The 12,467-nt window shown below is 70.0% G+C and carries 7 protein-coding genes; 1 reads left to right on the forward strand and 6 read right to left on the reverse strand.

Annotated features, from left to right (window positions below; translation table 11 throughout):
- Positions 1-65: 65 nt before the first annotated feature.
- The 6 genes from OG787_RS32005 to eccD form a co-directional block, all read right to left on the reverse strand.
- Positions 66-3,365 (reverse strand): AAWKG family protein, encoded by a 3,300-nt coding sequence (locus OG787_RS32005; RefSeq protein WP_405537426.1) that lies wholly within the window; start codon positions 3,363-3,365, stop codon positions 66-68.
- Between the two features lie 80 nt (positions 3,366-3,445).
- On the reverse strand, positions 3,446-3,940 hold the full coding sequence (locus tag OG787_RS32010; protein WP_369033308.1) for a type VII secretion system-associated protein: 495 nt from the start codon (positions 3,938-3,940) through the stop codon (positions 3,446-3,448).
- 124 nt (positions 3,941-4,064) lie between these two features.
- Complete coding sequence (locus OG787_RS32015; protein ID WP_369033307.1) at positions 4,065-4,388, reverse strand: WXG100 family type VII secretion target; 324 nt, start codon at positions 4,386-4,388, stop codon at positions 4,065-4,067.
- Positions 4,389-4,441: 53 nt separating this feature from the next.
- Complete coding sequence (locus OG787_RS32020) at positions 4,442-4,783, reverse strand: WXG100 family type VII secretion target (protein WP_369033306.1); 342 nt, start codon at positions 4,781-4,783, stop codon at positions 4,442-4,444.
- A 162-nt stretch (positions 4,784-4,945) separates the two neighbouring features.
- A complete protein-coding gene (gene eccB / locus OG787_RS32025) occupies positions 4,946-6,394 on the reverse strand; it encodes a type VII secretion protein EccB (protein WP_405537428.1) in 1,449 nt (482 codons plus the stop codon).
- A gap of 50 nt (positions 6,395-6,444) precedes the next feature.
- A complete protein-coding gene (eccD, locus tag OG787_RS32030; protein WP_369033304.1) occupies positions 6,445-7,845 on the reverse strand; it encodes a type VII secretion integral membrane protein EccD in 1,401 nt (466 codons plus the stop codon).
- 312 nt (positions 7,846-8,157) lie between these two features.
- Here eccD and eccCa point away from each other — a divergent pair, with 312 nt between their 5' ends.
- Complete coding sequence (gene eccCa / locus OG787_RS32035; protein ID WP_369033339.1) at positions 8,158-12,129, forward strand: type VII secretion protein EccCa; 3,972 nt, start codon at positions 8,158-8,160, stop codon at positions 12,127-12,129.
- Positions 12,130-12,467 lie beyond the last annotated feature (338 nt).

A 12,467-nucleotide genomic window follows, 5' to 3' on the forward strand; every position in this document is an offset into this window, starting at 1 on the left:
CCCGACAGTGGTCATCTCGGCAATGGTCATCCGATACGGGGTCACGAGACCCCGGGTCCTCCGGTTCACCGGCCGATCACGGCGGGCGCGCCCCCTTCGTCCGTTCCCCACACGTCGTCGTCCTCCGGCTCCCACGCGTCGCGCGTCCGGTCGCCGCTCTGCGTCTGGGTCTGGCCGGGTCCGCCCGGGCCGCCCGCCCCCGGGAGGAACGGGGTGCTGCCGGACGTGGTGGGACCGCTCGCCGCCACCCGTACCTCGTCGTCGGCGTAACCGCCGGGATTGGGGCGTACGCCGGCCCTCGTACGACGGTTGCTGACCACATCGCCGTCGAACACGTTACGGACACGCTCGCCGTTCTCCCCGCCGGCCCCGCCACCGCCCATACCGCCGCCCATGCCACCGCCCATCGGCATGCCGCCCCCGGGCGTCCCGCTGCTGCTCGCGGCGTTGCTCGCCACGTCCGAGCCGCTGGTGCTGAGCCCCGGGAAGGGGCCGGCGTTCAGGAGCTGACGGGTGGGGCTCTGCTGGGCCCCCGACGAGGAGCCGTAGTCCAGCGGCGACTGGTAGGGGGAGCCGTCGTACAGCTCCTCCTCGTAGGAGCCGTAGTCGCCGTACGAAGGGCTGTTGAAGGAAGGGGCGTTGACGGAGGGCAGGCTGAGGTTGCCGTTGAGGTTGCCGGAGGACGTCGTGCCGTTCGGGTGCGTGATCGTGGTGGTGCCGGTGTCCGGGTCGACGGTCTGGACGGTGCCGTCCGGGTACTGAGTGACCACGTTGCCCTGCGAGTCCAGGCGGGTCGCGCTGCCGTCCGGATTGGTCAGCAGATCACCGGAGTTGAGCGGGCCGGAGATGGTGGAGCCGTCGGGCCGGGTCACGGTCGAGGTGTGGGTGAGCGGGTCGATCGTCGTCGAGCTGCCGTCCGGGTACTCGGTGACCACCCGGCCGTCCGAGTCGATATGGGTCTCGCCGCCGCCGGGAACGTTCAGCTCACCGTCGTTGAGGGAGCCGCCACCGAGGTCCAGCACACTGTCGTCGACCGGGCCGCTGATGTCCGTGGGCGACAGCTGGGAGAGGTCGCCGTTGTTGAGGACGGACCGCCGTTCGGCCTCGTACTTGGCCTCCGCCTCGGCCTGCTTCGCCTCCTGCTCGGCGCGCAGCCGGTCGGCCTTGGCCTCCTGCTCGGCCTGCTTCGCCTCGGCTTCCTTCTCCTTCTGTTCCTGCTTGGCTTCCTGTTCGGCTTCCTTCGCCTCGGCCTTGGCCTCCGCGGCAGCCTGCTTCTGCTCCTGCTCGGCCTCCTTCTGCTCCTGCTTCGCCTCCTGCTCGGTACGGATCTGGTCGGCCTTGGCCTCCGCCTCGGCCTGTTTGGCCTCGGCCTCTTTCTCCTTCTGTTCCTGCTTGGCCTCTTGCTCGGCTTCCTTGGCCTCCTGCTTGGCTTCCTGTTCGGCCTGCTTGGCTTCTTGCTTGGCCTCCTGCTCGGCCTGCTTCGCCTCGGCCTCGGCCTCCTTCTCGGCCTGCTCCTTGCGCTGCCGCTCCTGCTCGGCCTTCGCCTGGTTCATCTGCGTTATCTGGAGCTGCTCCTGACGCGCCTGCGCCTCAGCCTGCTTCTGCTCGGCCTCCTGCTCCTTGGCCTCCTGCTTGGCCTCCTGTTCGGCCTGTTTGGCCTCGGCCTCTTTCTCCTTCTGTTCCTGCTTGGCTTCCTGTTCGGCTTCCTTCGCCTCGGCCTTGGCTTCCGCGGCGGCCTGCTTGGCCTCCGCCTCCTTCTCCTTCTGCTCCTGCTCGGCCTTGGCCTCGGCCTCCTTGGCCGCCTGCTTGGCCTCCTGTTCGGCGGCCTTGGCTTCGGCCTCCTTCTCCTTCTGCTCCGCCTTGGCCTCGGCTTCCCTTTCCTTCTGCTCGGCCTTGGCCTCCGCTTCCTTCTCCTTGCGTTCGGCCTCCTCCTTCTCCCTCTTGCGCTCCTCCTCGGCCTTGATGGCCTGTTCCTTCTGCCACTGCATGAACTCTTCTTGCTTCTTGGCCGCCGCCGCGGCGGCCGCGGCGGCATCCTCGGCCGCCTTGTTCGCCTTCTCCTCGGCGATCTCGGACTTGTCCTCGGTGTATCCCTCCTTGAGGGTGTCGCCGGGACGCGACTTGACCGAGCCGAGATCGAAGTTCGCGTTGCTCCAGGCGTCGCGCAGGGCGTTCAGCGCGGAGACGGCCACTTTTTCCAGCCGGTCCTCGACGGACTTCTGCCAGAGCAGGATCGCCTGGTTCCCGACGTTCGCCCAGGTGCTGAGATCCTTCAGCGGACCGAAGTCCTTGCCCTTCCAGTCCGCCGGAAGATTGTGCCCGCCGGCGAGCTTGGCCTGGTGGTCGAAACCCGCCTCCGCCTCATAGGTCGTGTAGACGGAGTCACCCAGGATCTCGACGTCATAGGTGATCTTCGTGATGTTGTTGTCCCACGCGTAATCGGTGATCGACGACAGGATCTTGTGCAGGTGCACCAGAGGGTTGCCGTCCTCCCACTCCCAGCTCGCCCATTCCCGCTGCATGTCACCGGCGGCCGTCTGGAGGGCCGTCTTGGCGTCCCGGATCTCGTTGCCCTGCTTCGAGTAATAGGTCCCGTTGGGGCTCATGTCCTCCGCGTAGTCGGAGTACATCTTGTTGAGCTTGTCGATGAGATCCCAGAAGACACCCGCCGCCTGACCGCGCCAGGCCTCGTTCTCCTCGGTGCCGAGCCTGCCCTGCCACTCCTCGACCTTCTTCTGCTGGTCGATGAAGAACTTCGCCACCCGGTCGAACGCCCCCGCCACCACGTCGAAGTTCGCCAGGGTGACGGAACTGCCGTTGGGCACGGGCTCGCCGCCGAACGAGAAACCGTGGGTGCCCTCGGGGTCCCACAGCAACGCCTCCAGGGCGCGCCCGGAGCCGTAGCTGTATCGGTTCAGCGGCCGGGTGTCCCAGGTGGGCTTCCCGTCCATGTCCAGGTGGTTGTTGATGTGGCTGGTGAACGTCCCGCCCTCGGTCACACCGCCGGTCAGTTCACCGTCCTTCTCGCTGTGGTCCCCGAGCAGCGTGATACGCGCCTTGTGGTACGAGACCGTCGACCCCTCCCCACCGCTGGCGGTGTAGAACGGGATGACGAAGTCGGTGTTGTTGATCTTGTATCCGGCGTTCTCGGACAGCCAGTTGTAATCCTCCGTGTCGACGTAGTCCACGGAGTCCATGTCCGAGATCTCCACCTTCATCAGTGGAATGCCCTCGTTGCCGACCAGCGTGTCGAAAAGCCCGTCCCTGGCCGGCATGGGAAAGCCGGTGAGGAATTTGACCGCCTCGGACCACACGTCATTGGTGGCGGTGAGTTCGTTGGTGACCTTGCTGGGGTCGAGTGCCATGGCAGGGGGCCTTTTTCAGGAGAAGGACTCGGGATCCGGTGAACGAGGGCGACGGCCGCGCGCTCGGCACGGCGACGGGGTCAGTCGTTGTTCTCTTCGGTCGAACCGGGGCCCTCGGACAGGATGCTGTCCACGTCCTCGAAGAAGTTGACGAACTTCTTGCCGTCGATCTTGTCCATGTTCTCGTCCTGGGTCTTGAACATGTCCTTGATGGTCGCCTCCAGGTCGTCCTCGATCTCCTCGAAGAGCTCCCCCTGGTGCTTGAGGATCGCCGTGACCTGTTCGACCAGCTCGGCCAGTTTCGTCGCGACGTTCCCGCCGTTGGTCCGGCCGCCGGTCTCCGTCGCCATCGTGCCGATCGCGAGCGGCTTCACCTGCCCGTCCAGGAAGCCGACAGCCGTCCCGCCACCCTCCGCCACGAGGTCGAACACCGCCGGCACCGGCACCGAGTCGATCGGGGATTCGCCCTCGCCGTTCAGGGCGCTGATCGCCACCCTGAACGGGCCTATGTCGTCGGTGAGGAAGGCCTGCAACCACGCCTTGTTCAGGTTGACCGTGGGAGTGTTCTCCGCCATTCCGTACTCCTCCTGCTCCTGCGTCCGTCAGGTCCCGCCCCGCGTCGAGGGGCACGAAAGGAACGGCCGTCCGCGGAATGCGCACGCGGACGGCCGCCGGGGTGGGCGTGCCGCCCTCATGGGGTCAGGCGCCGCCGATGCGCACGCTCTCCCAGAGCTGCGTCAGGGACTTCTCGCTGTACTGGTAGCTGTCGGACACCTCGGTCAGCAGGGCCGAGTTCTCGCCGAGGATCCGCTCCATCTCGGCGACGGCGTTGTTCCACGCCGCCTGCTTCTCGCCGTACACGTTCTTGTCGTCACCTTCCCAGGTCTCCTTGAGCTGCTGGAGCTCGGCGTCCAGGTTGGTGAGGATGCTGTCGATCGCCTTGGTCTGCTGGACCATGTCGTCGGCGGCGTTGTTCATGTGGGAGTAGTCGACGTAGATGAGTCCGTCGGTGAAGTCGGGCATGGCTGTCCTTAAGTCTTGAGGCGGTCGTTTCAGGGGTGGGGGGAGGGCGGTTGCTAGCCGCGCAGAGCCTCGAAGATGGCCTCGGACCGGCTGTACGCCTCCTGGATGGCCTGGTTGGACGAACCCTGCTGCTGGCCCTGGGACTTGAGCGTCTCGTTCAGCGTGTCGATCATGTTCTGGAGGTTGTTCGAGATGACCTCGGCCTGCTGGTCCCACCGCTCAAGGAGCTTCTGGAACGCGCCACCGTCACTGCCCGAATAGCCGGAGGACAGGTTGTGCTTCATGTTCTCGACGTCCTGGCGGCACTTCTGGACACCTGTGAAGGCCTGCTCCAGCGCGGTGACGCCGTTCCTGGTCGCATCCGCCTGTGACTGCTGCTTACCTGTAGGTGCCATGGATCCGCGCCTCCTGGGGTTCTAGTGGTTCAAGTGAGCCTAGACATGCGTGAGTTGATCCATCAATGATGGACGTCACCTCGGCCCGTCCGGTTCGGTGGTTTGGGCAATTCGGCTTGAGATTTAACGTCGCGGACGCGTGGCGCTTACGACGACCGGCGCCTACGACGCCTCGCAGCGCGGTGCCGTCGTGCCGCTCTCGCCGACCACCGCGGCCTCCGCGCTGAGGTCGGGACCGGTCGGCAGCATCGCCAGCAGCGGCGAGGGGAGTCCGTTCGCCTGGCCCTCCGAGTAGCCGAGCGCGGCCAGCGCCTTCGCCGTCCCCACCCGGTACTTCATCCCGGTGTCCGTCACCAGGTAGAGCGTGCCGCCCACCTGGCTGCCGCCCGCCCCGAGCGCCCGCACCAGGGCCCCGCCGCCGGGCCGTACGGTGATCCGGGCGACCGGCAGACAGGCCGGCGTCAGCCCCTCCGGCGGTGCCTGCGCGGCCGGGCCCAGCGCTGCCGCCGTCTCGATGGCCACGCTGACCCGGGGGCCCTCCGCGCTGGTCGTGATCCTTACGCAGGCGGTCGTGTCCTCGTCGATGCCGACCACCTCGGGCGGTGCCTGGGGCAGGTCCGGGTTCTGCGCCGCCTCGCTCGTGCCCGGCGTCAGCCGGCCGTTCAGCGCGTCCGCGCCCAGCACCGCGACCTGCGCGGGCCCGCCCTCGTACACCTTCTCCTGGGTGTCCGGGTCGCCGAGCACCAAGGCGGCCGCGGTGGCGGTGAGCGGGGTCAGGCCCCTGCTCTCCAGCAGGTAGTAACGCTCGGCGGTGCCGGGCACGGTGACCCGGAACACCTGGCCGAGCCGGGTGCGCGCGCCGCCCAGCAGGGGGCCGGCCGCACCCTTGTCCACCACCGGCTGAGGGGCCAGATCGGGGCCGGACGGCAGGGAGTTGAGGAACGCCGCCGACACCGCCGTACGCGGAGTGGAGCCGTAGCCGAGGGCCTCGCGCGCGTTGGCCTCGTCGTCCAGGCGCAGTTTGCTGCCCCGCCACACCAGATAGTCGGCCTTGTCCGGGCCGGTCACCAGCAGCGCCCGGGTGGTGGGCAGGCCCGCCGTGGTGGTCTCCCGGCCCACCGCGAGGGTGGTGCCCGTCGAACCGGAGGCGGTGCCCGAACACACCTGCCACGGGCCGGTGTCCAGGTCCCCGCTGCCGGGCAGCGCGTCGGGTGCGCCGTCGATGCCGACCGGGGCTCCGTGCGGAGTGTCGCGCAGCGACGCGGAACCGACCGTGACCACCTTCATGTCGGCGCCCATCAGAAGCCGCGCCGAGGAATAGTTCCGCACCGGCCGCAGCCGGCCGTCCAGATAGAGATAGCGGGAGCCGGTCTCCTTGTTGACCACCAGGGTCCCGGCCGCCTGCCAGGAGTCCTTGGTGCCCGGCTTGAGCAGACCGAGGACGAACGCCCCGGCCGAGATCAGCACGGCGATCACCACCCCGATGACCACCCCCCGGTTGGTCCGGCCCTGCGGGCTCTCCGGGGCGTCCGGGTCCGCCCGCAGCATGCTTGAGGTCAGCCGCCCCATGACGAACATGTGCGCCTGGACCTGATCGCGCTTGGACTGCATGACAGCGTTATCCCTTTCGGATCAGCCGTTTCGAACCAGCCGTTTTCGGATCAGCCGTTGAGGGAGCGCAGTGCGCCGTACACACCGAGCACCCAGAGGCTGAGCGGCAGCAGGCTGATCGCCATGGCCGAGTGGAGGATCTCGCCGATCCGCCCCCAGTACGGCACGAGCCGCCGTCCGGGCACGGTCCACGAGGCGATGGCGAGACCCGCCGTGGCCGCCAGCAGTCCCGCCGCGCTCACCAGCCGCATCCCCGGCGAGGACTGCGGAACGGCGACGACGACCAGCGCCAGCAGCCCCGCCACGCCCGGAACGACCAGCGACAGCCGCTGCCAGACGTTCCCCAGGCCCCGCGCGTGCAGCAGGAGCAGCAGGGACAGCACCACCGCCATGATCGTCTCGGGCAGGTCGTCCTCCCGGGCCAGCACCGCGAGACAGGCCCCGGTGACCACGCCCACCGCCCCGTACAGCGAGGTCATCCAGCCGTCGGCGAGCACGGCACGGGAGGCCACCGTGGCGGTGGCGTGCGGCTCGATGCCCTCCTGCAACTGCTGGGCGTTGGTGGGCAGCGGCGGCATCCGCATCCCCGACATCCGGAACGACAGCGTAGGGACGAACGCCCCGAGGACCACGGCCGCGACCGCGAGGATCCCCGCGACATGCACCGGCGGCAGATCCGCCGCGAGCATCAGCACCGCCGCCAGCGCCCCGAACACACAGACCACGGTGAGACCGAGGAACAGCGCCGCGTACGAGGCCACGACCGCCAGCGCGAGCACCGCGCCGCCCGCCCCGGCCGCGGTCGCCGCGAGGAGCCGCGAGCCCAGCACCTCGTACAGCTCCTGGCCCTTCAGCTCCCCGCCCGGCAGCAGCCAGCCGGCCAGTGCCAGATACGGCCCCACCATGAAGCCGAGTGCGGCGCCGGCGCCCGCGTCCCCGACCGCCCGGCTCGCCGCGCCGGCGCCCGCGAGCAGCAGCAGTCCGGCCGCCGTGGCGAACACCGCGCGGGGTCCGGCGGGGCCGCCGGGCAGGGCGACCAGCAGGATGCCGGCCGCGAGCACCGCGAGGGCCACTCCGAGCAGCAGCCAGCGGCTCGCCCGGGGGCTCCAGCCGTAGGGCCGCTGCTGCATGGTGGTGGCGATGCCGTCCACCAGGTCGTCCAGGTGCACCTCGGGCAGCGCCTCGGCACGGGGCCGCAGGAAGAGCGTCTCGCCGTCCCTGAGGTCGTACGAGTCCAGGGTGCGTTCCTCGTCCAGCGGCTCGCCGCCGAGCCGCTGGAGCACCCAGCCGCCGTGGTCGATCCCGGCCTCTTCGAGGTCGTCACCGCCGTAGCCGAGGACCGCGGGCAGCAGATCCGCGACGGGCACGTCGGCGGGCACGGCCAGATCCATGGTCTTGGCCGGGGCTCGTACCGTCAGTCGGCACAGCTCCGCCATCTGTGTGTCAGTCATCGGGCTTGCTCACGCTTCTTCGAAGGTGCTTTCCGTGTCCTGGGCGGTGACGCCGGCTGACGCCCCGCCGAACATCGCGCCCGACCGGTCCGGTTTGCGAAGGTGCGAACTCGCCATGGAGGACCGGTCGTTGGCGTTCGACGAGACGATCGTAGTATCAGATGCACCGCGGGCTTCAGCCGCCACCGGGACAACAGCCGGCACGGGCCCATCCGCCGGCCGCCCTCGGGCGCCGTCCCGCCCGGGCCTCGTCCGCCCCCCACCCGGACCTTGCCCGCCCCGCAAGTCCTCGTAAGGAGAAGCTCCTTGAGTGTGGTCCTGTTCCGTCGCCCGGCCCGGCGCCGAGGCCCGGAGATGCCCGACGGGGAGCTGAACCTCCAGGAGCCGCCCGCGCTCCCCGAGGTGGTGCCCGACTCCTCCGCCGTGTGGACGTACCTCCCCATGGCGATGATGTCCGTGTCCATGATGTTCATGTTCATGCGGCCCGGTATGACCCGCGGCAGCGGCGGATTCATCTATCTCGCCCTGGGTGTGATGGTGGTCGCGGCCGCGGCGATGATCGTCGGTCAGGCGATGCGCCGCAGCAGCGAACGCAAACAGCGGCTCAAGGGTGAACGGCGTGACTATCTGCGCTATCTCGGCCAGATCCGGCGCAAGGTGCGTGGCGCGGTCGTCGACCAGCAGCGCGCGCTGGCCTGGCGGCACCCCGAACCCGCCGCCCTCTGGTCGATGGTGGGCACGACCCGGCTGTGGGAACGCCGCCCCCGCGACGAGGACTTCGGCGAGGTCCGGGTCGCGGTCGGCGAACAGAAGCTCGGCCTGAAGCTCACCCCTACGTCCACCAGCCCCGTCGAGGACCTGGAACCGCTCGCCGCGCACGCCCTGCGCAGCTTCATCCGCGCCTACGCGACCGTGCCCGGGCAGCCCATCGCGATCTATCTGCGGGCCTGGGCCCGCGTGCTGTTCCGGGGCGACGAGGACCGGATCCGGGCGGTGGCCCGCGCGATCCTCGCCCAACTGGCCACCTTCCACTCACCGGACGACCTGTGGATCGCGCTGTGCGTGTCCGACGAACGCCGCGCGGACTGGGAGTGGACCAAGTGGCTCCCGCACGCCCTGCACCCGCACGAGACCGACGGCGCCGGACCCGCCCGGATGACGTTCTCGGCCTTCGGCGAGCTGATGGACTCGCTCGGCGCCGAGTTCGAGGAGCGGCCCCAGTTCGACCCGGACGCCCTGCCCGGCCGGGAGGAGCCGTTCACCGTGATCGTCGTGGACGGCGTCACCGTACCGACCGGACACCGGCTGGAGGGACCCGGCTTCCGCAACACCGTCGTCCTGGACCTGTCCGGCGCGCTCGCCTGGCGGCCCGGCCGGGTCACCCTCCGCTTCGACGTCACCGACGACGCCTTCGGGCTGGTGCGCACCGACCGGGACCGCAAGGAGCAGACCACCGTCCTGGGCCGCCCCGACGGCCTCGGCGTGGTCGGCGTGACGGCCCTGGCCCGCCGGATCGCCCCCTACCGCATGGGCCTGGGCACCGGCGTGGACGCCGCGGAACCGCTGGGCACGAACGTCGAACTGACCACCCTGCTAGGCATCTCCGACCTGCACCGCCACGAACCCGCCAGGCTCTGGCAGCAGCACACCGGAGCCGCCAGGCTGCGGGTGCCCATCGCCGTCGGCGTGGACGGCCGGCCGGTGGAGCTGGACATCAAGGAGTCCGCGCAGGGCGGCACCGGACCGCACGGCATGCTCATCGGCGCCACCGGCTCCGGCAAGAGCGAACTGCTGCGCACCCTGGTCCTCTCCCTCGCCCTCACCAACTCCTCGGAGACGCTGAACTTCGTCCTCGTCGACTTCAAGGGCGGCGCGACCTTCCTCGGTCTCGACGAACTCCCGCACACCTCCGCCGTGATCACCAACCTCGCCGGGGAGGCCGCGCTGGTCTCCCGTATGCAGGACGCCCTGCACGGCGAGTTGATGCGCCGTCAGGAACTGCTGCGGGCCGCGGGCAACTACACCTCGGCGCTCGACTACGAGAAGGCGCGCACCTCCGGAGTGCCGCTCCAGCCGCTGCCCAGCCTGTTCGTGGTCGTCGACGAGTTCAGCGAACTGCTCGCCGCACACCGCGAGTTCATGGAGCTGTTCGTGATGATCGGCCGCCTCGGCCGCTCCCTCGGCGTCCACCTCCTGCTCGCCTCGCAGCGCCTCGACGAGGGCCGCATGCACGCGCTGGAGAGCCACCTCTCCTACCGGGTCGGTCTGCGGACGTTCTCCGCGATGGAGAGCCGCGGAGTCCTAGGGGTCCCCGACGCCTACCAGTTGCCGCCGCAGCCCGGCAGCGGCTTCCTCAAGTCCGGGGTGGAGGAGCTGACCCGCTTCCGCGCCGCGTACGTCTCCGGCGCGTACGAGAAGCGGGGCGGCGGCGCCCATCAGGTACGGGTGGCCAGCCAGACCGTGCCGTGGACGACGAGCCATGTCGTGCCCCGGCAACTGCCCGCCCCCGACCCGACCGCCGAGACGGAGGAGAGCGGCGACACGCTGCTGTCCGTGGCCGTGGAACGGCTGCGTGACGCGGGCCCGCCGGCCCACCAGGTGTGGCTTCCCCCGCTGGACCTGCCGGCCACCCTCGACCAGGTGCTGCCGCCGCTCACCCCGGACCCCGAACTGGGGCTCACGGCGGTCGGCTGGGCGGGCCGAGGCAGGCTCACCATCCCGATCGGCATCGTCGACAAGCCCTTCGAGCAACTGCGCGACCTGCTCACCCTCGACCTGTCCGGCGCGGGCGGCCACATCGCGATCGCGGGCGGCCCGCAGAGCGGCAAGTCCACGATGGTGCGCACGATCCTGACCTCGCTCGCGCTCACCCACACCCCGCGCGAAGTGCAGTTCTACTGCCTCGACTTCGGCGGCGGAACCCTGGCCGGCCTCTCCGGGCTGCCCCACATGAGCGGTGTCGCGGCCCGCCTCGACACCGAGCGGGTGAGCCGGACCATCGCCGAGGTCACCTCACTGCTGGCGGCCAGGGAACGCTTCTTCCTCGCCGAGGGCATCGACTCCATGGCGACGTTCCGGCGCCGCCGGGCCGCCGGGGAGTTCCCCGACGAGCAGCACGGCGACGTGTTCCTGGTGATCGACGGCTGGTCCACGGTGCGTCAGGACTTCGACAAGTACATCCAGACCTTCGGCGCGATCGCGGCGCGCGGCCTCAACTACGGCATCCACCTGATCGTCACGACCGCCCGCTGGGTGGAGCTGACCTCGGCGGTCCGCGACCAGGCGGCCACCCACCTCGAACTGAGGATGGGCGACCCGATGGACTCCGAGATCGACATGCGGCGCGCCAAGAGTGTGCCCCGGATGCCCGGCCGAGGCCTGACCCGGGACACGAAACTCCACTACCTCACCGCGCTGCCCCGGATCGACGGGGTGGAGGCGGCGGAGGACCTCACGGACGGGGTCGCCGAGCTGGTGGCGGCGGTCAGGGAGAGCTGGTTCGGCCCCGCCGCCCCGGCGGTCCGCATGCTCCCGACGAATCTGCCGGTCGCCGAACTCCCCGCCCCCGAAGCGCCCTCGGGCGGATTCCGGATGGCGATCGGCCTGGAGGAGCAGGAACTCTCCACGGTGTGGCACGACTTCACGGAAACCCCGCACCTGATAGTCGTAGGCGACACAGAAAGCGGCAAAACAAACCTCCTGCGCATGGCGGCCAAGGCGGTAATGGACCGCTACTCGCCCGCCGAGGCCCGCATCATGGTCGTCGACTACCGACGCGAACTGGTCGAGGCCGTCCCCGACGAATACCGCCTGGGCCACGCCGTCTCGATCGACGCCCTGAAGGACCTGGTCGCGGGCGCGGCCCGCGCGGTCACCTCCCGCCTCCCCGGCCAGGACATCACCCCGTCCCGGATGCGGCGGGCCGACTGGTGGAACGGCCCGAGGCTGTTCATCCTGGTCGACGACTACGACATGGTCGGCACGGGCCCCATGAACGCCCCCTTCGACCCCCTCCTGGGCCACCTGGCCCTCGGCTGGGAGGTAGGCGTCCACGTGATCCTCGCCCGCTCGGCGGCAGGCGCCAGCCGAGGAATGGGCGAAAGCCTGGTCCGCCGCATGCAGGAGGTCAACACCCCGCTGATCCTGCTCTCCTGCCCCCCGTCAGAGGGCTTCATCACGGGTTCCCTGAAGGGCCGCAACCTCCCCCCGGGCAGGGGCACACGGGTAACACGCCGCAACTCGACACAGGTGCAGACGGCGGTACTGGAGGATGCGGGGGAGTGAGCTGCGGGGGCGCCTGGACGAGGGGCGCCCAGTACCGGCCGGCAGCCCCCGGGGCGGGTCCTGCCGGCCTACCGACGGACGGGAACCCACCCCGGTCTTCCGGGACTTGGAGACGCCCCGGGCAGAGACATCGGCGCCTCGACCGGTCCGTACGGCCCGGTGATCACCGGGTGCCGTTCCGGTCACGGCCCCGTCCGACGGGGCAGAGAAGCGCGGCGATCAGGCTCATGGGGAGGGCGACGGCCCCCCGTCCCACGGTGCCGAAGGACTGAGCGGGTCAGCCCGCCGGGCGCCAGCCCCGGGCCCGCCTCCGTGGAACGACCGCTGCCAGGGGGGGC

The organism is Streptomyces sp. NBC_00075 (assembly GCF_045041225.1).
Lineage (GTDB): Bacteria > Actinomycetota > Actinomycetes > Streptomycetales > Streptomycetaceae > Streptomyces > Streptomyces adonidis.

What these genes read in the sequence shown, in the direction of transcription:
- OG787_RS32020 (WP_369033306.1), bottom strand. Translation starts at nt 4,783, where the DNA reads ATGGCACCTACAGGTAAGCAGCAGTCACAGGCGGATGCGACCAGGAAC.
- OG787_RS32005 (WP_405537426.1), bottom strand. Translation starts at nt 3,365, where the DNA reads ATGGCACTCGACCCCAGCAAGGTCACCAACGAACTCACCGCCACCAAT.
- OG787_RS32010 (WP_369033308.1), bottom strand. Translation starts at nt 3,940, where the DNA reads ATGGCGGAGAACACTCCCACGGTCAACCTGAACAAGGCGTGGTTGCAG.
- eccD (WP_369033304.1), bottom strand. Translation starts at nt 7,845, where the DNA reads ATGACTGACACACAGATGGCGGAGCTGTGCCGACTGACGGTACGAGCC.
- OG787_RS32015 (WP_369033307.1), bottom strand. Translation starts at nt 4,388, where the DNA reads ATGCCCGACTTCACCGACGGACTCATCTACGTCGACTACTCCCACATG.
- eccB (WP_405537428.1), bottom strand. Translation starts at nt 6,394, where the DNA reads ATGCAGTCCAAGCGCGATCAGGTCCAGGCGCACATGTTCGTCATGGGG.